The organism is Oribacterium sp. P6A1, assembly GCF_000702885.1.
Classification (GTDB): domain Bacteria; phylum Bacillota; class Clostridia; order Lachnospirales; family Lachnospiraceae; genus Oribacterium.
In genome coordinates this window covers 186,656-207,625 of sequence record NZ_JNKO01000003.1, presented here as the reverse complement: position 1 = coordinate 207,625, position 20,970 = coordinate 186,656, and the positions used below count along the sequence as shown (strand labels likewise).

16 protein-coding genes are annotated in these 20,970 nt (G+C 42.9%); 13 read left to right on the top strand and 3 right to left on the bottom strand.

The annotated features are described in order from the left end of the window. Positions 1-27 precede the first annotated feature (27 nt). On the top strand, positions 28-639 hold the full coding sequence (locus tag T515_RS03440) for an NUDIX hydrolase (protein ID WP_036607557.1): 612 nt from the start codon (positions 28-30) through the stop codon (positions 637-639). Positions 640-648: 9 nt separating this feature from the next. Here the strand turns inward: T515_RS03440 and T515_RS03435 are convergent, their stop codons facing one another. After that, on the bottom strand, positions 649-1,581 hold the full coding sequence (locus T515_RS03435) for a LysR family transcriptional regulator (protein WP_051671392.1): 933 nt from the start codon (positions 1,579-1,581) through the stop codon (positions 649-651). Positions 1,582-1,873: 292 nt separating this feature from the next. On the opposite strand from T515_RS03435, the gene T515_RS03430 reads away from it, so the two are divergent. The 5 genes from T515_RS03430 (at position 1,874) to T515_RS03410 (ending at position 9,140) form a co-directional block, all read left to right on the top strand. Beyond that, positions 1,874-3,949, top strand: a complete 2,076-nt coding sequence (locus T515_RS03430; protein ID WP_051671391.1) for an FAD-dependent oxidoreductase — start codon at positions 1,874-1,876, stop codon at positions 3,947-3,949. 307 nt (positions 3,950-4,256) lie between these two features. Beyond that, entirely contained in the window at positions 4,257-4,694 is a 438-nt protein-coding gene (locus T515_RS03425; protein ID WP_036607556.1) for a hypothetical protein, read from the top strand. Positions 4,695-4,703: 9 nt separating this feature from the next. After that, positions 4,704-5,291 carry a type II toxin-antitoxin system MqsA family antitoxin gene (locus T515_RS03420; protein ID WP_051671390.1) on the top strand — a complete coding sequence of 196 codons (588 nt, stop codon included), beginning with the start codon at positions 4,704-4,706 and terminating at the stop codon, positions 5,289-5,291. 180 nt (positions 5,292-5,471) lie between these two features. Further along, positions 5,472-7,064 (top strand): AAA-like domain-containing protein, encoded by a 1,593-nt coding sequence (locus tag T515_RS03415; protein WP_036607555.1) that lies wholly within the window; start codon positions 5,472-5,474, stop codon positions 7,062-7,064. Between the two features lie 684 nt (positions 7,065-7,748). Beyond that, complete coding sequence (locus T515_RS03410; protein ID WP_036607554.1) at positions 7,749-9,140, top strand: hypothetical protein; 1,392 nt, start codon at positions 7,749-7,751, stop codon at positions 9,138-9,140. Between the two features lie 241 nt (positions 9,141-9,381). Here the strand turns inward: T515_RS03410 and T515_RS03405 are convergent, their stop codons facing one another. Together T515_RS03405 and T515_RS03400 are read right to left on the bottom strand one after the other, a co-directional pair. Next, positions 9,382-10,236, bottom strand: coding sequence for a PRD domain-containing protein (locus T515_RS03405; protein ID WP_036607553.1), 855 nt, complete (start codon positions 10,234-10,236; stop codon positions 9,382-9,384). A gap of 229 nt (positions 10,237-10,465) precedes the next feature. Continuing rightward, positions 10,466-12,631 (bottom strand): PTS transporter subunit IIABC, encoded by a 2,166-nt coding sequence (locus T515_RS03400; protein ID WP_036607552.1) that lies wholly within the window; start codon positions 12,629-12,631, stop codon positions 10,466-10,468. A 506-nt stretch (positions 12,632-13,137) separates the two neighbouring features. On the opposite strand from T515_RS03400, the gene T515_RS03395 reads away from it, so the two are divergent. The 7 genes from T515_RS03395 (at position 13,138) to T515_RS03365 (ending at position 20,851) form a co-directional block, all read left to right on the top strand. Further along, positions 13,138-14,643 (top strand): bifunctional metallophosphatase/5'-nucleotidase, encoded by a 1,506-nt coding sequence (locus T515_RS03395; protein ID WP_036607551.1) that lies wholly within the window; start codon positions 13,138-13,140, stop codon positions 14,641-14,643. Between the two features lie 108 nt (positions 14,644-14,751). Then, complete coding sequence (locus T515_RS03390) at positions 14,752-16,269, top strand: bifunctional metallophosphatase/5'-nucleotidase (RefSeq protein WP_051671389.1); 1,518 nt, start codon at positions 14,752-14,754, stop codon at positions 16,267-16,269. Positions 16,270-16,441: 172 nt separating this feature from the next. Continuing rightward, positions 16,442-17,536, top strand: a complete 1,095-nt coding sequence (locus T515_RS03385) for a lysozyme inhibitor LprI family protein (protein WP_051671388.1) — start codon at positions 16,442-16,444, stop codon at positions 17,534-17,536. Between the two features lie 93 nt (positions 17,537-17,629). Continuing rightward, positions 17,630-18,175 carry a prolyl-tRNA synthetase associated domain-containing protein gene (locus T515_RS03380; protein ID WP_036607550.1) on the top strand — a complete coding sequence of 182 codons (546 nt, stop codon included), beginning with the start codon at positions 17,630-17,632 and terminating at the stop codon, positions 18,173-18,175. Positions 18,176-18,314: 139 nt separating this feature from the next. Next, positions 18,315-18,704, top strand: a complete 390-nt coding sequence (locus T515_RS03375; RefSeq protein WP_036607549.1) for a PaaI family thioesterase — start codon at positions 18,315-18,317, stop codon at positions 18,702-18,704. Between the two features lie 439 nt (positions 18,705-19,143). Next, positions 19,144-20,190 (top strand): methionine ABC transporter ATP-binding protein, encoded by a 1,047-nt coding sequence (locus T515_RS03370; protein ID WP_036607681.1) that lies wholly within the window; start codon positions 19,144-19,146, stop codon positions 20,188-20,190. After that, entirely contained in the window at positions 20,171-20,851 is a 681-nt protein-coding gene (locus tag T515_RS03365) for a methionine ABC transporter permease (protein ID WP_036607548.1), read from the top strand. The genes T515_RS03370 and T515_RS03365 overlap by 20 nt, the downstream gene beginning before the upstream one ends. Positions 20,852-20,970: the final 119 nt, after the last annotated feature.

The window sequence follows — 20,970 nt, the reverse complement described above, 5'->3', positions numbered from 1 at the left end:
GAGATTATGTGAAACTGAGGTATACAAATGAATGAAGATAAGATTTTTTCTTTAGATAAGGATGTAAAAAACTCACTTGCATGGGAAGAGGTGAGCTGCGAACATATAGTAAAGGATGAGTGGATCGATTTTAAAAAATCATCCTTCAGATTCCCGGATGGAAGAATATTTGAACCCTACTACAGCTACAGCCGCAGGAACTATGTGGTCATCGTAGCTTACGACACAGAGGGAAAGCTTCTATGCGTGAATCAGTTCAGGCAGGGGATAATGGAAGTGACCACAGAGTTCCCGGCAGGAGGAATCGAGCGAAAAGACAATAAGGAATATGGAGATGCGAAAGATGCTTCATCAGAAGATGCACTTCAGGCCGCAAAGCGGGAGCTTCTTGAGGAAACAGGCTACGAGTCTGATGATTGGAGTCATTTGATCACGGTTCCGTCCAATGCCACAATCGCAGATAACTATGCCTATATCTACAAGGCTAAAAACTGCAGAAGAGTTGCAGGGCAGTCACTTGATGAAACGGAATTTCTGAATGTACAGAGGTACAGTCCGGAAGAAATAGAAGCGCTTATCTCTGCCGGCAAGTTCCAGCAGGCGGTGCATATCATGGCATGGCTTCTGGCACAAAGATGATGCAGGTATTTATGACTGCGTTTTTTCCGGGCTCTCTCTTACAAAGGGTTCATTCATATATCCGGTTCTGAGTGCATTCACCAGCGGATTCACATAGGATGCAAGCTTAGGGATACCGGGCTCCTTTTTAGTGATGACAGAAGCGCAGAGTGGTGGAGCGTCCTTTAAAAGGATGTCTCGGGTGCTGTCGGGAGTATCGTTTTCCGGCGGGAAGTATCGGTTCAGGCCGATGATCCCATTGTCCCGAACCTTGTAGTAAACCTGATAATAATGATGGGACACTTCGATTTTTATATCGAGCTGTTCTTTTTTTATGATTTCAAACAGTGGCAGAAATGCGTCACTCATTCCGGGAATCTGAATGGTCTCACCGGAAAGCTGACCTAAGGTCAGTTCCTCAGCATCCCATAAACGGTGATGTGACTCCACCATGGCAGCAAGCTTGCAGGCTATGAGTTCATATCGGTTAAAGCCCTCTATGGTATTTCCGAGGTCCATGATGATACCTATGGAAAGCTCACCGCTTTGAACCCTTCTTACCACTTCATCATTTTCCATATCAAGCAGGCTGATGTGTACATTGGGAAAAGCCTGATTAAAATTCATAAGCTTTTCATGAAGAGCAGGGAGATATCCCGGAAGCAAAGAAACACTGATTCCGATTGAGACAGGTCCTTCAAGACTAAGATCCGAATACATGCTTTTCATCATCTTGTCAAAGCTTTCTGTCACTGCGGCAGATTCCCGGAGAAGCAGCTGTCCCTTCATTGTGAGACTTAAATGGTTTTTGAAATTATCAAACAAGGCTCCTCCAAGCTCAGCCTCCATGGATGTGATATTCTGCTTTACAGCCTGTCTGGTCATAAACAGTTTTTCCGAAGCCTTTGAGTAATTCATTTCGGATGCCAGAACCCGAAAGATATGAAGCTGTTGGATCGTCATATAATTAGACCTTTCTGATGTTCTGATACGCAAGTTCAGCTTGCATTTATGTTCTAAGGATAGTTGCTTTTTCGGCAACTGTAAAGATGATAGATTCATGTTAATAAAATATCTATCAAGCGCCGAATTCCACCTAAGGAGCGGTGTCATATTTTACAGTGACCATCAGAGCATGAAACATTATTTGTCATGGCTTATCTTACCACATGAAGTGTCTACACTTATCTATCGCCGGCAAATCCCTAAAAAGTAGTGAAAGATGCTCACAGTAATTATTTTTCAGGAGGAAATCATGGACAACAAAACAGTTTCAAGACGAAGCTTTGTGAAGGGAATAGGTGCAGGACTTGCGGCTCTGACATTTGCAGGCATATACGGCTGCGGACGCACTACCGAGGTGCCGGAGGCAACAACAGAGGCTGCATCAAAGGCTGCAGAAACTACGGTGGCAACAGCAGCAGCGGCAGAAACAGAGCTTGCGAAGGAAGCTCTCAATGCTGCGACTAAGTCATTATCCTACACACCGGGAACTTATTCCGCATCCGCAAGAGGAATGGCAAGCGATGTTAAGGTCACGATGACCTTCGATGAAAAGAGCATCACAGATATAAAGATCGATGTTTCAGGGGAAACACAGAATATAGGCGCTGCCATCGGAGACGAGATGTCAAAGAAGGTTCTGGATGCCCAGGGGGCTGAGATTGATGCGGTTTCAGGAGCAACGGTTACAAGCGATGCCATAAAGAAAGCGGTTCTTGACTGTATGTCACAGGCTTCGGGACAGGAGATCACTCTTGAAGAGGTTACGGCAGAATCTTCAGCAGACTGGCTGGGCGAGGCACCGGAAATTGCAGAGAGCGATATCAAGGATACCGTTGATACAGAAGTTCTGGTAGTAGGCGCAGGCTCATCAGGTCTTTTTGCGGCTGCGGCAGCTGTTGAAAAGGGCGCAAAGACTATTCTTATAGAGAAGTTTGAGCATGACAAAGCCTCCGGTATCCGTGACACTCTGGCAGCCTGCGATTCAACAGAGCAGAAGGAAGACGGTCATAATGTAGATAAGAACGAAGCTATCAAATACATCTGTGACTGGAGCCAGGGTTACGCAAGAAGAAGTCAGGTGAAGATCTGGGCTGACCGTTCCGGTGAGACTATGGACTGGTTCAGGGATGTTCTCAAGCAGGGCGGTATGGAATTCAGACATGAGTATGACGATGATACGCTGAAGCAGAACTATCAGGGACTTGAGGTTGGACACAGCGTTCAGTACGACGAGACCTATTATGAGCAGCAGACTATGGACAAAGTACTTGAATATGCTGAGGCAAAGGGACTTGAGACCCGTTATGAAGTAACCATGATAAGGCTTGAGAAGAACGATGACGGCAGAGTGACAGGCCTTATTGCTACGGACAAGGACGGTAATTATGTTCGTTACAATGCCAAAAAGGGTGTCATCATCGCTACCGGCGGATACAGTGCCGACGAAGATATGCTGAGACAGCTTCAGCCCTGGACTCTTGAGCAGACCTCGGTAAACTACTCAAAGGCAGGAGCAAAGGGCAGCGGAATCAGGGCATGTCTCTGGGCAGGAGCCACCATGGAGACAACCCATACTTCCATGATTTTCGAGCGTGGTGCAATAAAGCCCGATGAAGTGGGAAAAGCCGGTGAGCCTACCCGGGGTGCTCTTTTCTGGATGGGTTCACAGCCATTCCTCAAGGTGAATCTCAACGGTGAGCGTTTCATGAATGAGTCGCAGCCCTATGACTATATCCTTCATCAGGCTTCAAAGGAACCCTTCCATACTTACTGTGAAATCTGGGACAGCAAGTATCCTGATGACTGTAAGAGATTCGAGACTCACGGCTGCAGCAGACTTTACCCTCATGCAAACGGAACAGCTCCTGTTTTCACCATGGAAATGGTTCAGGGAATGAATGAAGGTCTTGAAGCTGACGGATATATCGTAAAGGCTGATTCCATAGAAGAGCTTGCTGAAAAGCTCGGTCTTCCCGTTGATAAGTTCAAAGCAACTGTAGACCGTTACAATGAGCTTTACAAGAAGGGAGAGGATGAGGATTTCGGAAAGGAAAGCTTCAGACTTTCTTCCCTTACAGAGGCTCCGTTCTATGGTGTACGTCAGGCCGGCGGATATCTCATCTGCTCCATGGACGGAATCCTGGTAGACGAAGAGATGCATGCTCTTGATACAGAGTCAAAACCTATAGAGGGACTTTTCGTTGTTGGTAATGATGCCGGCGGATACTACAACGGAAGCTATCCAAACCTTCTCGCCGGTACTCAGGCAGGCCGCATAGCAACCTTCGGAAGACTTGCAGGTCAGCTTGCAGCTGAAGGAAAATAAAAAAACAGTCAGACTAACATCTGAGTTACTCACACAGAAATAAGCTTAAATGTGCTGCAGGTCCGTAAATACGGACAGCGGCACATTTTTTTATTCAAAAACAGTATATTCTTTTCAAGAGTAATATCATACTACAATTCAAATATAGTCGTATTTTAGACCATATGAAAACATACGTCTTTTTGATATCATCTTATTTAGATTTTCAAAATCTATTCTATATGTTTCCATTTATATACCCATTGACAGTGATACAAAAAGAATATACATTTGAGGTATCAAATGATACCTCTGCAGGAGGCGTAATTTGATAAATGAAATTAATTCGCGTGTAGAAAGCGAAATAGAAGTAAAGGCTTATCTTCAGAATCTGAAATATGCACTGAAAAACGGGGCAAAAATAGAATTTCAACAGAGACGCGTAGTAGATGAAAAACGAAATCTTAGATATACAAATATGTATACCATAAATACATTGTTTCCGGATGAAGACCCGCTTGATGCCTTGAAAAAAGAGCTGTTAGAATTGCAAGTCGCTAATTATATACAAACAGTAAAAGATTTTAGATTTCCTAAAAGAAGTGAGATAAGGGAATTTGGCAAAGTATTTAATAACACTGATGAAGTTTATATAAAAATACGTGTAGAGCTATTGGGGCAAACCGGACAGGCAACAACATTTGTAATGTCATTTCATTTTGCAGAAAGACCATTTACATCAAATATTTTTCCTTATAAGAAATGAGGTGCTTTCATGAATATAATAAAAACTAAAAAGCAACTGTGTACCTGCTGTATGGAAGAACATGAAGTTAAAACCGTTATTGTATCTGAACACACAGTGTTTAAAGGCGAAAAATTACGCTATGACGCAGAATATATGTATTGTGATTTGGCTGAAGAATTATATATGACCGAGGAACAAATTCAGTATAATGACATCCAAATGAAAGATGCCTATAGGAAGAAGCAAGGTCTTCTGACATCTTCTCAAATTGTTGCGATAAGAGCCAAGTACAGCATAAGTCAGAGTGATCTTTGTCTTTTATTAGGATGGGGAGGAAAGACAATAACAAGATACGAGAGCCATCAGATTCAAGACAAAGCTCATGATATGATTTTAAAAAAATTGAATGTTGATCCCGAATGGTTTATATCGCTTCTTTATGATGCCAGAGGAAATCTTTCGGAAGATTCTTTTCGCAAGTATCATGAATCCGCCTCATTTCAATACGAAAAATACCGGGATTTATATCTGAGAAAGGCTATAGAAGCACGTAGAATAAGATATACAAAAAATAGATTCCTGCAAGCAGAATCTAATCTTGCGTTTCAAAAATGACTTGGAAAGAACGACGAGACTGTAATTTATTTTAATTCCTATGCAAGGCGTCGAGCGTTTGAACGTGAAAATTTTATATTGTATAATGGTAACAATAATAGCCGGTATAAATAATCACCATAACCCCATTAAAGTGATTCCATATAGAGATAAAAGCTGAACAGATAGGAGAGAAAACCAATGAAAGAATTCAATACAACAGCAGTGTGTGTGCCCTCAAAACATTATATGGTTGATCTCTCTGATAGAGTAAAAGAAATCAAAAATCTTGTAGATGCCGGTAAGTATTTTGCTATTAATCGCGCAAGACAGTATGGAAAGACTACAACTATCGATGTCTTAGAAACAAAACTCTCCGGTGAATACAATGTATTAAGTCTTGATTTTCAGAAAATCAGCGATGCAAGCTTTAAAACAGAAGAGAAATTTGTCAAAGCATTTTGCCGTCAGGTAATTAAGAAAAAGAAGAAAGCTGATATTCCGGACAGAATAGTTGAAGCACTTCAGGAAATAGTGGATCGTAAAGAAGATTTTGCGGTATTGGATGAACTGTTTGCTGTTTTGGATGAATGGTGTCAGAATACTGAAAAACCGGTTGTAATGATAATTGATGAGGTTGACACGGCTACAAATAATCAAGTCTTTCTCGACTTTCTGGCACAATTAAGGGCCAACTACCTTGAGCAAAAGAAAGACCCTGAAGATAAGACCTTTCTTTCAGTCATTCTCGCCGGTGTCACAGATGTAAAGCACCTTAAATCAAAGATCCGAACTGAAAACGAACATAAAGTTAACAGTCCTTGGAATATAGCAGCTGATTTTGATATAGATATGAGTCTGCCTGAGGACGGAATTAAAAGAATGCTCGATGAATACGAGGCTGATCATCACACAGGTATGGATGCGGCTTCGATAGCAAAATCTATAAGAGAATACACAAACGGATATCCGTATCTGGTGAGTCGTATCTGCGAGCTGTTGGATAAAAAACTGGTTCCAGATACTTTCAAAACACTTGCTGAAGCCTGGACAAATTACGGAGTTGATGAAGCGGTCAAGAGAATTCTTTCGGAGGAGAGCCCACTATTTGAATCCCTGATAGGGAAGCTTACGAATTATCCTGAACTTAAGGGACAGCTTCGAAGGATTCTTTTAAGGGGTGAAACCATAGCCCATCTTCCGGATGATGAAGAACAGAAACAGCTCCGAATGTATGGATTTATAGTAAACAACCATAATACAGTTGCTGTTGCCAATAGAATATTTGAAATGAGGCTGTATAATTACTTTATCGGTGAAAGTAAAGTCAATGAAGATTTAAGACAACTTGCAGCCTCTGATAAATCGATCTTTGTAGATGAAGATGGATGGCTTGATATAAGCAAAATCATGAGTCATTTTATCAAGGAACACAATATCATCCATAAAGATGACACAGAGAAGTTTCTTGAAGAGGAAGGCAGAGAACGCTTTCTCACCTATCTGGCTCCTATAATAAATGGAACCGGAACTTACAGCATAGAAGAACAGACCAGAGATCACAAGCGGATGGATGTTGTAATCCACTATCTTGGAAGGCGATATATCATTGAACTGAAGATATGGAAAGGTGAACGATATAATGCAGATGGAGAGAAACAGATAGCAGAGTATCTTGATCGATTTGGACTTGATACAGGATATATGCTTAGCTTCAACTTCAATAAAAAGAAAAAACAGGGTGTTGAACGAATACATATAGGAAACAAGGTATTGTTTGAAGGAACAGTGTAGGCAAAGCGTTTCAAACCACTTTAGTCATGTGTTAATTAATAAGTCACTCAATTTAGAATGTAGTGCGGTACTTAAATAAACAGCAATTTTTTCTGATTGATGTAGTCTAATAATTTAAACCAGTGGCACCATTTCCGGCGCCACTGGTTTCTTTAATACAATTTCATTTTCTTCAAATATTACTATAGATTCATTCTGATTTCTTGTTTTTAATATATTCTTCCAGCTCTTTGGCAAATTCTTCCGATTCACCGACTCGTCTAGCTGCAACCGAGATATCAGGTGCTTATCATTCACTAAAGAGAATTAAATATATGCCCGCGCGAAATTAAAATAAGTTTAATATTTGTTTATAGATTTGTAACATACGACGAAATAATGTAAGAGACTTGATTGTGCATATAGAAAGTGCCACAATTTAAGTAATTCTTTAAGTAACGATCTGATGGATCCGATTCACTGATGTGAGATTGAGTATTCCTCATGGCAGGTAGCTGTGAGAATGATTCTAATGAGGGCGTAATCGGAAACATCAGAAGGTGAAGGTTTTGAACAGCAGTCTGAAAGGTGTATGTATGTACGGATTTCCATGTATGAGAGGGTTAAACAGAATGAGTGGAACGGTGTGGAATTTTAGACCGCTGGTCGAGACCCGGTGCATTTATTTTAGTGAGGATAGAATATATGAAATTATGGAAGAAATTAGCATGTTTGTCCCTGACGGCGGTTATAGCCCTGGCTCAGGTCCCGGTAACAGCACTGGCTGATGGTTTACCGGAAATTGATTGGGAAAGTTGGGGGGATACTGAAGAAGGTAAAGTAATATCTGAAAAAACCAAAATACCCGTAAAATACCCCTCTGAGTGGGACGGTTCAGAGGAATGGAAGTCCAACGACACTTCAGTAGCGACTGTAGCAGACGGTATGATTACACCCAAGAAAAATGGTAATGCAACTATATCTTATCTTTTTAAAGCTTCCGGATCAGAAATAGACAAAATCTTTGGAGAACTTGGAATAAAGGTTGAGTTAGATGACTCAGGAAATTCCGGTAACAACTCCGGCGATAATGGTAATTCAGGCAACAACTCCGGTAATAATAACAATTCAGGCAACAACTCCGGTAATAATAACAATTCCGGTAACAACTCCGGCAATACTGATACGGTAAAGAAAAGGAAGGATACAAGTGTCCTTTGTTTCAATGATAATGAAACATTAGAACTGTATGTTGGTGATACAGTCGACCTTGATGAATGTGTATTCTATGATGATCCTGTAGCTGCTACAGATATCAAATTTGAGTCTGCGGATTCTGCTATAGCAAAGGTAGAGGATCATACTCTTAAGGCTGTTGCAAAGGGATCTACAACCATTACAGTGTCTGCAGATGTCAAGGATGAGAAAACCGCAAAGGCATCAGCATCAACAATTCACTATTACGATACCAAGAAGGTTAAGGTCAACGTTAAGTCATCAAGCAGTGACAGTGATTCATCCGACAGCGATTCTTCATCAAGCTCATCCGGTGGTTCTTCTTCATCAGGCAGCAGCAGTGGCAGCGGAACAAGCACTTCACCAAGCGGTGCAACAGTAGTAAGCAATACAACCACAGCAGCTGATGGCTCCAAGGTTACAACAACCACCATCACACTTGGCGGAAAGCAGATGACAGCTGTATCTCAGGTTAAGACACTTGCAGATGGTTCAAAACAGACAGTTTACACAGTAAGCGGTGATGTTTCAGGTCTTTCATTCGCAGGAGTTGGTACAGTTTCCGCAGACGGAGCTACACTTACAACACCAGACGGACAGACCTACCCTGTATCGACTGCACCTATGAGCATCATTACAGCCGCAGACGGAACTACTATGGGATGCTTCCTCGACGCGACTGGCAATCCTATAGCAACCGGAACTGACATGATCTACATGCAGCTCGGTGCAGACGGACAGATGCATGCACACTTTGTAAATCCGGCCGGTTTCTTCTATGTAGGAACAGTGATTATGAACGGCATGTCCATCACATTTAACGAAGAAGGTGTGATGCTTTCTTACACACTTATCGCATAAAAACAGCTGATGTAAGCATTGGCATAATACAAAAGATTTAACCCTCAAAAAAACATCCCTTCCTGCTTTAACGGCAGGAAGGGATAATTTTTGCTTAAAAGGAAGGTACCAAAAAAGGAGTACACATCAGTCCATTTCCCTGGGTACAGTTTAACTTCACAGTTTATTGGAAACAACACTAAACTTTGGAGATCCAAATAAAAAAGCATGAATAACGAGTCTGACTCGTTACTCATGCTTTTTATTCCACTCCAATCACTCTCGCTATATGCATGGCAAGATATCCGATTTCAGCATCCTGATATTCTTTTTTCAGCAGCCGGCTCATCTGATTACATATATCTGCAGCAAGTTTAAAAGTATCCGGATATTTCATCTCCATGTAGTCATTGAGATTCATCTTCAAAATCTCTCCGGTCTCAAATCGGGTCACCATATATCTGATATGGTTCATCATACGGTTATAACCCAGGGAAGTAACTTCCAGTTTCTGCCCTGTTTTTTCTTCTATATAGGAAATACAATTTCTGACTATCTGTGCTGTCTGAAGTGATCTGGACACATTTTCATTTACGATAGCAGAGTGCACATGAAGTGCTATAAATCCGATTTCATCCTCATTTATGATATGACCTGTTTTCTGTTCAAGAATAGGTACCACAGTCTCAGCCACCTGATATTCCATATGGAAGAGAAGTCTGATGTCATCCTTCAGGGGATTTCTGATGCTTTCTCCTTTTTTGATTCTCTGTATGGCGAATGCAAGGTGATCAGCCATAGGGAATACGATGTTCCTGTCTACATTTCCAAAGACCTTCTCGGCCTCATCAAGAACCGCATCGGAAATCTCAAGACATACAGGATCTACGGCATTGACGATGGACATGGCATTGCCGCGCTCGGTAGTCTTCTCCAGAGAGTATATGGAAGCTTCAGCAGGAATATCTACATATTCACTTATCTTCACGCCAAATCCTATTCCCTTATGAAGAACAAGATATGTCTTCATGCCCTCGTCCGTATCCTGCTCAATATTCTTTTCTGTCCCAACCACAATTATAGAATTATGATTTAATACTTTTCTTACACGATACATATATAATTATTATCCTTCTAAACAATTTTGATAAGGATTCTATTCTCTATAACTTTTTACTCAAAGTATAACCACTTTTACTCTTGGAAATATTCTAATTCTAAGTGAAATGCCACTAAAAATCTACACACAGATAAGAAAAACCCCTTCCAGGCAGTTCCTGAAAGGGGTGTGAATCGCAAAAAAGCTGATCAGGTACTTTTAACTCTGTATCCTCTTCATAAGAATATCACTCGAGAATGTCGATAGCTATTAAGTCCTCGCCCTTAGTCACCTTACCGGTCTTAAGGAGACGAACCTGCATGTTATCATCGAGATCTGTGCAAAGAACAGGAGAGGAGATGGAAGGAGCATTCTTGCTGATGAAATCAAGATCCATCTTAAGCATAGGATCACCCTTCTTTACCTTCTGGCCGTTCTCAACGAGAACTGTGAAGCCCTGTCCGTCAAGCTTTACTGTATCGATACCCATGTGGAAGAGCATGCTGATGCCATCCTCTGTCTCGAAGCCGATAGCGTGCTTCGTATCAAACACAAATGTTACTTCACCATCGCAAGGAGCGTAGAGAGTATCATCCCCCGGAACCATGCAGGCTCCCTGACCCATCATACCGCCGGCAAATGCCTCGTCAGGTGTTTCTGAGAGATCCTTGGCCTCACCGTTAAGAGGGCTTCCGATAATGATGGTCTTCTTTACTGTCTTATCAAGAGCTGCAGCATTTTCCTGTGATGAAGTGTCGGCAGAAGCATTGTCCTCTGCATGATATTCTGTGTCCGGCTGTGTCTCAAGGTAATCCTCAAGATTTGACTTAACAACAGTAACTGAAGGTCCATAGATAACCTGAACGCCGTTACCCTTATGTACAACACCTGATGCGCCTGATGCCTTGAGAAGTCCATCATTTACAAGCTCGGATTTCTTGACAGTTACACGAAGACGGGTAGCACAGCAGTCAACATCGGAAATGTTTGCCTTTCCGCCGAGACCCTTCATGATAAGGTCGCTCTTTTCATCTGTTACGGCTTGAGCATCTGAGCTTTCGCCGTTTTTCTTTGCAAGGTAATCTGACTTTCTGTAAAGACGTGTCTCCTGATCATCATCCTCACGACCCGGTGTCTTGAGATCGAACTTCTTGATAAGGAAAGTGAAAATAAAATAGTAAAGCAGGAAGTAAACGATACCTACAGGAATGATGAGCATCCAGCTTGTCTTCTCGTTACCCTGGAGAATTCCGAAGAAGAAAAGGTCCAGAAGTCCGCCTGAGAAGGTAAGACCAACAGCGATGTTGAGCATATGTGCGATCATATATGCTGAACCTGCGAGAACAACCTGTACAACAAAAAGCATAGGAGCAACGAAGAGGAATGAGAACTCGATAGGCTCTGTGATACCTGTAAACATTGATGCAAGAGCGGCTGAGAGAAGAAGGCCTGCGGCCTGACCGCGCTTCTCAGGCTTTGCTGTACGTACCATGGCAAGGGCTGCACCGGGAAGACCGAAGATCATGAAAATGAACTCTCCGGAGAAGTATCTTGTAGCATCTGCACTGAAGTGTGCAACATTCTGAGAATCAGCAAGCTGTGCAAAGAAAATGTTCTGTCCGCCCTGGATAAGCTTTCCTGCAACCTCCATCTGTCCGCCAACGGCTGTCTGCCAGAATGGCATGTAGAATACATGGTGAAGTCCGAATGGGATAAGGGCACGCTTGATGAGACCGAAGATAAGTGTTCCGATATATCCGCTGCCTGTTACGAGACCACCGAGAGCGAAGATTCCCTTCTGAACGAATGGCCAGAGATAGAAGCTTAAGATTCCAACACCGATATATGCAAATGTTGAAACGATAGGAACGAAACGTGAACCACCGAAGAATGAGATGGCTGCAGGAAGCTCTATCTTATAGAACTTATTGTGAAGAGCTGCAACACCGAGACCTACGATGATACCGCCGAATACACCCATCTGAAGTGTATTGATACCAACGATGCTTGTTACTGTTCCTTCAAGAACACCCTCTGCAACTGCACCGTCAACAACCATTCCTGTGATGTTGAGCATAGCTTCAATAGTAATGTTCATTACGAAGAAAGCGATCATGGCTGCAAGAGCTGCAACTTCCTTTTCCTTCTTTGCCATACCGATGGCAACACCAACAGCAAAGATAAGGGGAAGGTTACTGAAGATGGCACTTCCGACAGAATTCATAATGTTTAGAAGTGAATTCATCGGTGTACCGCTTCCCAAAATCGCCTCCATATGATAAGTGGCAATAGTGGTGGGGTTTGTGAAGCTGCTTCCAAGTCCCAGTAAAAGACCGGCAACCGGAAGCATGGCGATAGGAAGCATAAAGCTTCGTCCTACACGCTGTAAAACTGAAAAAATCTTGTCTTTCATACATCCTCCTTGTTTATATGTTCATTCAGGCCATAAATACAAAAAGCCCCCGCGTTTACGCGGAGGCATAAAAAAACAGACACTTCACCACATAAACCAAAAGCTTTTATGTACAGTGAATGCCTGCGAACAGTTACATACTGAATTGAACGAAAGGAGAATAACATTTAGATAAGTATGTGTCAATAAGAAAAATTAAAAATATTATTGCTGCATCGGTCACGTGAAGTGTGGTGTATAGAATACAACTATTAAATATCAGACTCAAAATCAAAAACTAATACACATTTATAAGCATTTTGCACAAATTTTATATATAGGAAGTACGATAAAATGTTGACGATACACAAGGGTTATGCGACCATTATAAATAGAAGTTTTACAGGAATTAAAAATATAAAAACTATTTCTTTATAAACCTTAATGAAATAAGGCTGTACAGGTGCCTGTATTTTGATCATCCCATTCCACTTAAGGATATGTGACTACAGAACAAAGGAGGTTCTATGAAAAATATTAAAAAGCTCACCCTTTTGCATTCAAACGACATGCATGGAGATTTCCTTGCAGAGCAGGTGGATGAGAATCTTGTGGGAGGTGTATCCCTGCTGTCAGGTTACATCAGTAAGGTCAGGCAGGAAGAGGAAAATGTCATTTACTGTATAGCCGGCGATATGTTCAGAGGCTCCATCATAGATTCAGAGTATCAGGGACTGTCTACCATACAGATCATGAATATGCTTGCCCCTGATATAGTGACCCTGGGAAATCACGAAGTTGATTACGGAATCGCCCACCTTCTTTTTCTTGAAAAATGCGCAGAGTTTCCCATAGTTAATGCAAACCTGCATATCAAAACAAATAATACAAGACTTTTTGAACCCTATAAGATAATCGAAGTCGGCGGCATGAAGATACTCTTCATCGGCATACTGACGGAAATGGTTTTGAATGATTGTAAAAAGGACGACCTCATCGGCACTTTCATAACAGTTGAGGAGGCGGCCAGGGAAGTAGGAAAGATTTGTAATGCATACAATGCTCTTGATATCGACTTTACGGTGCTGCTTACACACATAGGCTTCGAAGAGGATAAAAAGCTGGCAGCCTTACTTGATCCTGCATTGGGAGTTGACGTTATAATAGGCGGTCATTCCCATACATTTCTGGAAGAGCCAGCCATCGTAAACGGTATCCCCATCGTCCAGGCCGGAACGGGCACAGACCAGATCGGACGTTTCGATATCATGATAGACACTGATGAAAACAAGATAGACAGTTTTACCTGGAAACCGGTTCCTATTAACGAGAAAACCTGCCCCAGAGACCTCGCAATGGAAGATATCATTAAGAATTACAAGGATGTCACCGACGCAAAATACGGCCGTATACTGACAAAATTCACAAGGGAGCTCTCAAATCCCTCACGGTATATGGAAACGGAGGTGGGTAATCTTCTGACAGACATCCTGCAGGATTCTCTTGGGGTAGACATATTCCTTCTGGGCTCCGGTTCTATTCGTACCAAAAAACTTGGCCCAATCGTTACAAAAGGTGATCTTATGGAAACATTTCCTTATGACGATGAGGCTATCCTGACTTACTGGACAGGCAGGCAGCTTAAACACGGTATCATGCGAATGTTAAGAGATGAAGCATTTTTCGGAGAACATACAGAGTTCTATCAGGTTTCTTCCGGGCTTTCCATAGAATATGACATGTTGACCCATTCTTTCTTAAAATTTGACTTCAAGGGGGAACCCGTTACCGACGACCGGATATTTACAGTGGGATTACAGGAATATCACTTCAGAAATCTTGTGGATTCCTTCGACCTTAAGATAGAAGAGATTGATGAAAACCACAAGCACCGTGCCATTGCAACCTCCTGTGCACAGGTTCTTGAAGAAATACTTATTCAGGGTCAGCATCAGGATGCAAAGATAGAAGGAAGGCTAAACCTTCATCTGACAGAAGAGGCAAAACAGGCATTGGCTGAAAGAGGAAGATAAGTAAGAGATTAATACATGGGTGCCGGTTTTATGGGAAATCCCGGCATAAAGTATCAGCTCCTTTGAATAGATAAAACGGGGTGATACTCCCGGTAAGGAAGGGAATTTATGGAAAAACATTTGAAAAAACTAACATTGCTTCATTCCAATGACATGCACGGAGATTTTCTTGCGGAGCAGGTGGATGAAAATCTGGTTGGCGGTGTTTCCATGCTGTCCGGCTATATCAGCAAGGTTCGAAATGAGGAGGAAAACGTACTCTACTGCATCGCAGGCGATATGTTCAGAGGTTCTGTCATTGATTCCGAGTATCACGGTCTGTCAACCATACAGATCATGAACATGCTGTCCCCTGATATAGTGACCCTGGGCAACCACGAAGTTGATTACGGAATCGCCCACCTGCTTTTTCTTGAAAAATGCGCAGAATTTCCTATTATAAATGCAAACCTTCATATCAAGACAAATCACGCGAGACTCTTTGAGCCATGTAAGGTGCTGGAAGTCGGCGGTATGAAGATTCTGTTCATAGGAATACTCACAGAGGTTGCGCTTATGCAGTGTAAGTCGGATCAGCTCATCGGTACCTTCATAACTCTTGAGGATGCCGCAGAGGAAATCGGGAAAATCTGTGATTCATACAATGCCATCGATATAGACTTTACTGTGCTCCTCACACACATTGGATTTGAGGAGGACAAAAAGCTTGCGGCAATGCTGGATCCCGCCTGGGGCGTGGACGTAATAATAGGCGGTCATTCCCATACATTTCTGGAGGAACCTGCCATGGTAAACGGAATCCCCATCGTTCAGGCCGGAACAGGCACGGATCAGATCGGCCGCTTTGATATCATGGTAGATACCGATGAAAACAAGATAGACAGCTTCACCTGGAAGCCAATCCCCATCAACGAAAAAACCTGCCCCAGAGACCCTGCCATCGAGGGCCTGATACTTAATTACAAGAATGCCACGGATGAAAAATACGGCCGCATTCTGACTAAATTCGTAAGGAAGCTGACCCACCCGTCGAGAATCATGGAGACGGAGCTTGGAGATCTGTATGCAGACATATTAAAGGATGCTCTTGGGCTCGATATCTTCCTTTTGGGCTCAGGTTCCATACGTACCGAGGAATTGGGTCCTGTTGTAACAAAGGGCGTTTTCGATGAGAATTATCCTTATAACAAGCCGATTCATGCAACCTATTGGACCGGAAAGCAGCTTAAACACGGGCTCATGAGAATGCTTAGAGATGAAGCTCTTGAGGGGGCTCATACAGAGTTTTATCAGCTTTCAAAAGGCCTGGAGGTTGAATATGACCAGAACACACACGAATTTCTGAAATTCGATTATGAAGGCGAACCTATAGATGAAGACCGTGTATTCACTGTGGGACTTGAGGAATTTCATTTCAGGAACACTCTTGACGGGTTTGATCTGACTCCGGAGGAGCTTGAAAAGAATCATCCTTCAAGAGAAATCGCCACCGCAAGTGCTAAAATCCTGGAAGAATATCTGCAAAAGGGCCAGCATCAGAATGCAAAGGGAAAAGGACGCCTGATCATACATCTAAAGGACGGTACTACTACAGGCGCAGACGGAAGTGGTACAGGCATCGTATAGGAGTAACTCCCGGAAACATAGATCATGTGATTTCAGAGTCCTGAAGTATATGTAATTGCTTAATAATACCTGACTTATTCTTAATTCTGATGGAAAAATTGGACTAATCCATAGCAGGATGCCATACTTACCTAATCACTAAGTATGGCATCTTTATTTGAGGGAGGATAATATGAAATTACGAAATATCATCATTGGAGGCCTTTTAGTCGGTGCAGCAGCGCTTTCAGGCTGTGGAGCCAATTCAGGAAACACTTATGCAGAGAACTCTTCCGTACAGGAAACGAAAGAGGAAAAGACTGTGACAGTAACGATTTCCGGAAAAGATTCATCAGGTGAGATGAGCAGCGTTGAGTCCGGAGATATCGTCATAAATACAGATAAGGTCGAAAACAGTGAAAGCAGAGGTTCGGATTCCGGAAGAGATGAAGTGACTGCTTCCAAATATGTTTCAGAGGACAACGTAAAAAGCAAGGATATGGATTCATCGGATATATGGAATTCAAAAGACAGGGACGAGATATTTTCCCATGATTTCACTGAGGACATAAAAAAAGATGTTGCCGGGGCTTCTGCCTCTTCAATTTCTCTTTCGGAAGAGCTTAGTAAAGTTGAAAAGGTCACAGAAAAGTACGATGAGCTTTTTAAAGTCGGTGAGGCACAGTTTGAACTCAATATGGCCTCAGGCTGCATATATATGATATGGGATGAGGAGTTAAACAGCCTGTGGAAAAGATTTTCAGCGGCTGCAGACGCCTCCACTAAGGAGCGGGTTCTCAAGGATGAACGAAACTGGATAGCCATGAAGGAAGAGGTCCTGATAGAAAATATCGGAAGTCGTGAGGATGGCGGCAGCATGTATCCCATGCTTGAAAATGCTTTCCTTCAGAAGATAACCGAGAACAGATGCGCAATTCTTGCTTCTGAACTTGCGAAGATAAAGGGAGAGTCTTTCACCATGCCGGAGAGAGACATTTACGGAACCTATGTGGATAATCAGGGCACAGGAGATGTTTACAGTTCCCTCATCATGAGAGAGGGCTGGGAGAATGAGAATGAAGCCATCATTTCTATTTACAGAGTCGGGGAAACCTCAGGAACCTTCACCGACAAAGGAAACGGCGAGCTCTCTTATGAATCAGGCGACGGAACAGTCAAGGGCATCATCCGCTTAAACGGCTGGAAGGGAGCAAGCTTTGAAGTGACAGAAGCAAAGGACAGTGTTCTAACAGCAGGAGATAAGTTTGATTTCGGATTTGCTTTCTAAATGACCACACCGGACTATCTTAGTAAGAGTTGTTTTATGATGATGTAATGGTTAAAATCATTAAGAATAGAATGAAGTAAGGAGACAGACAGCATGGAAATATATGAAGGACGACCTGAATCCGTGGAAGGAAGACTTCCGAGAGAAGTCCGGGTATATGACTTTCTTGATGAACTTGGAATAGATTACAAGCGTGTAGATCACGAAACAGCCAGTACTATGGAGGCCTGCGAAGAAATCGACAGGGCACTCGGAACACTGATGTGTAAAAATCTTTTTCTCTGCAACAGACAGAAGACTAAATTCTATCTTCTCATGATGCCGGGAGACAAGAAATTTAAGACCAAGGAGCTGTCCAGTCAGATAAATTCTTCGCGCCTTTCCTTTGCGGATGCTGAGGATATGCTGAATTATCTCGACATAGAACCCGGAGCCGTCAGCGTTATGGGGCTCATGAATGATAAGGAGCATACAGTACAGCTTCTGGTGGATGAGGATGTGAAAAAGGGTGAATACCTCGGCTGCCACCCCTGCGTCTGTACTTCCAGTATGAAGATAAAGACAAAGAATATCTTCGAAAAATTCCTGCCCGCCGTGGGACATGAACCGGAGATAGTACATCTTGTCGGAGAGGACTGAAATGAGCTGAAAAGGTCCTATGCCTTTACAGCAGCTTTATGATATTTTCGGATTAAATCACCGGCAGCAGAATTTCTCAGCCAGAGCACCGATAATCAGAGAATGAAGCGTACAAAACGCCGGAAATAAGGGAGCATCTATGACAGGAACAGAGATAATTGATTACTATAATCGCAGCCGTTTTGTGGAGCTGTGCGGGATAAAATTTGAAGAGAACCTGAGCGATGGTTCCATCACATCCAAGGTAGAAGTTATGCCCATGCATATGAACGGCAGCGGACATATACATGGAGGAATGCTGTTCACCATTGCGGATTCCACCGGCGGTGCCAATTCACGCCGGTATGCAGACAGGGTGACAACACTGGACAGTGACTTCCATTTCCTCACCAGCAAAACAACCAGGTATCTGTACGGCTCTGCGGAGCTTATACGAAATGGCGGTAAAATCATAGTCCTCAGAGTATTTGTAAAGGATGACAACGGAGAGACCTTTGCAGAAGGGACCTTCACCTACTATAAGCTTTGATTTTACCATTCAAATAAGACATACCTTTCCAAAGTGCTCTGCCAAACTCCCGGCAGAGCACTTTTTTCGCGATAAAGCCATCAAGTACCTCCATGGATGCCGTGCTCGCACGAGCAGACATGGAGGTATTTGATGGCCAACGCGTAATCGACCATCCCGGATGGGAGATGCTGCGATAAAGCCATCAAGTGCCTCCATGGATGTCGTGCTCGCACGAACAGACATGGAGGTATTTGATGGCCAACGCGTAATCGACCATCCCGGATGGGAGATGCGGCGATAAAGCCATCAAATATCTCCATGGATGGGAGATGCTGCGATCAATAGACAAAAGTTATAGCAAGACATAGGAAAGCCCGATTAGACTATAGCATTTCACGGTGCTACTATCGTTTTAAGCTTGAAACAGCAAAAAGCTATGAAGAAACAGGAGCATGACGTGATTGAATTAACCAATATAGTAAAAACCTTTCAGGCCGGTGCCAAACAGGTGGATGCACTGAGAGATGTATCTCTTTCCATCAATGACGGAGAGATTTTCGGAATCATAGGTTTCTCCGGAGCCGGAAAATCCACACTGGTTCGATGTATAAACCTGCTTGGACGCCCGACATCGGGAAGTGTGAAAATCGACGGAGTTGACCTTATCGGACTTTCCCCAAAGGAGCTCCGGGAAGAACGAAAAAAGATCGGAATGATCTTCCAGCATTTCAATCTCATGCCATCCAGAACAGTTTTCGGAAATGTTGCATTCCCGCTTAAGGGAAGCGGCCTTTCAAAGGAGGAGATAAAGCAAAAGGTCAGAAAGCTGCTTTCTCTTGTAGATCTTTCGGATAAGGAGAATGCTTATCCCTCGGAGCTTTCGGGAGGTCAGAAGCAGAGAGTTGCCATCGCAAGAGCCCTGGCAAATGACCCGAAGATCCTGCTTTCCGATGAAGCAACCTCAGCTCTGGATCCCCAGACTACGGGAGCCATACTTCAGCTTTTAAAAAAACTGAACAGAGAGCTGGGAATCACCATAGTTGTTATCACCCACGAGATGGAAGTCATAAAAGAGATATGCAGCAGAGTTGCAGTCATGGAGGATGGCGCTGTTGTTGAGCTCGGAGATGTATTTGAAGTCTTTGCAAATCCAAAGCATTCTCTTACAAAGAATTTCATCAGAACCACATCAAATCTTTCAAAGATTGATCAGATGGTGGCTGACGGAGTCCCCGGAGTGACACCTGAAAAGGGTGAAGTTCTTGCAAAGCTTTCTTACCGTCAGAAGGATGTATCAGAACCTCTGATATCAACAACTGCAAAGGAGTTCGATCTGGATATCAATATCATCCTTGCAGATGTAGAGATAGTCGGAGGAGCTCCAATTGGCGGAACAGTAGTAATTCTTCATGGAGACTCAGATCGTATAGATGAAGCTGTTAAATATCTGAGAGGCAAAAATGTCGGAGTGGAGGTGATCAAAGATGCAAGAAATCCTTACTGATATATTTCCAAATCTTATCAGCAAATGGCCGGATTTTATCGGGTCCATTCATGATACCTTCATCATGGTCATCTGGGCCGGTGGAATAGGCTTTGTATTCGGACTTACCTTCGGGATCATCCTTACAGTCACAAAGCCCGGAGGCATACTTGAGAACAGACCGCTTTTTCAGTTTCTTGACAAGATAACCAATCTGTTCAGGTCCATCCCTTTTATCATACTTCTTACGGCAGTCATGCCTCTGACAAGACTCATCATGGGAACTGCCATAGGAGTTCCGGGAGCAATTGTACCTTTAGTTTTGGGATCAGTTCCTTTTTTCACAAGACAGGTGCAGTCAGCATTGGCACAGACAGATGAAGGCCTTATAGAAGCTGCCGAATCCATGGGATCAAGTCCCTGGGAGATCATCACAAGAGTTTATCTAAGAGAAAGCATCGGTCCTCTTGCAAGAGCAACCACCATCACAGCCATAAGTCTTCTGGGTCTCACTGCCATGGCAGGGGCTGTTGGAGCAGGCGGTCTCGGAGATTTCGCCATCCGTTACGGACATGACAGAAACATGCAGGATATTACATGGGCCACAGTCATAGTACTTGTAGCAGCAGTCAGCATTGTTCAGATAACAGGTGACACGATAGCAAAGAAGAATTCGCACTGAGAACTTAATACAGTTCAGTGATTCTGTCCTTAGTTGCAAGACCTGTTTAAGTCTGTAACCCATCACCATACAAAATGAAATAAAAAATAACTGAATAGTATACGGAGTATATTCGGTGA

What these genes read in the sequence shown, in the direction of transcription:
- T515_RS03440 (WP_036607557.1), top strand. Translation starts at nt 28, where the DNA reads ATGAATGAAGATAAGATTTTTTCTTTAGATAAGGATGTAAAAAACTCA.
- T515_RS03435 (WP_051671392.1), bottom strand. Translation starts at nt 1,581, where the DNA reads ATGACGATCCAACAGCTTCATATCTTTCGGGTTCTGGCATCCGAAATG.
- T515_RS03430 (WP_051671391.1), top strand. Translation starts at nt 1,874, where the DNA reads ATGGACAACAAAACAGTTTCAAGACGAAGCTTTGTGAAGGGAATAGGT.
- T515_RS03420 (WP_051671390.1), top strand. Translation starts at nt 4,704, where the DNA reads ATGAATATAATAAAAACTAAAAAGCAACTGTGTACCTGCTGTATGGAA.
- T515_RS03415 (WP_036607555.1), top strand. Translation starts at nt 5,472, where the DNA reads ATGAAAGAATTCAATACAACAGCAGTGTGTGTGCCCTCAAAACATTAT.
- T515_RS03410 (WP_036607554.1), top strand. Translation starts at nt 7,749, where the DNA reads ATGAAATTATGGAAGAAATTAGCATGTTTGTCCCTGACGGCGGTTATA.
- T515_RS03405 (WP_036607553.1), bottom strand. Translation starts at nt 10,236, where the DNA reads ATGTATCGTGTAAGAAAAGTATTAAATCATAATTCTATAATTGTGGTT.
- T515_RS03400 (WP_036607552.1), bottom strand. Translation starts at nt 12,631, where the DNA reads ATGAAAGACAAGATTTTTTCAGTTTTACAGCGTGTAGGACGAAGCTTT.
- T515_RS03395 (WP_036607551.1), top strand. Translation starts at nt 13,138, where the DNA reads ATGAAAAATATTAAAAAGCTCACCCTTTTGCATTCAAACGACATGCAT.
- T515_RS03390 (WP_051671389.1), top strand. Translation starts at nt 14,752, where the DNA reads ATGGAAAAACATTTGAAAAAACTAACATTGCTTCATTCCAATGACATG.
- T515_RS03385 (WP_051671388.1), top strand. Translation starts at nt 16,442, where the DNA reads ATGAAATTACGAAATATCATCATTGGAGGCCTTTTAGTCGGTGCAGCA.
- T515_RS03380 (WP_036607550.1), top strand. Translation starts at nt 17,630, where the DNA reads ATGGAAATATATGAAGGACGACCTGAATCCGTGGAAGGAAGACTTCCG.
- T515_RS03375 (WP_036607549.1), top strand. Translation starts at nt 18,315, where the DNA reads ATGACAGGAACAGAGATAATTGATTACTATAATCGCAGCCGTTTTGTG.
- T515_RS03365 (WP_036607548.1), top strand. Translation starts at nt 20,171, where the DNA reads ATGCAAGAAATCCTTACTGATATATTTCCAAATCTTATCAGCAAATGG.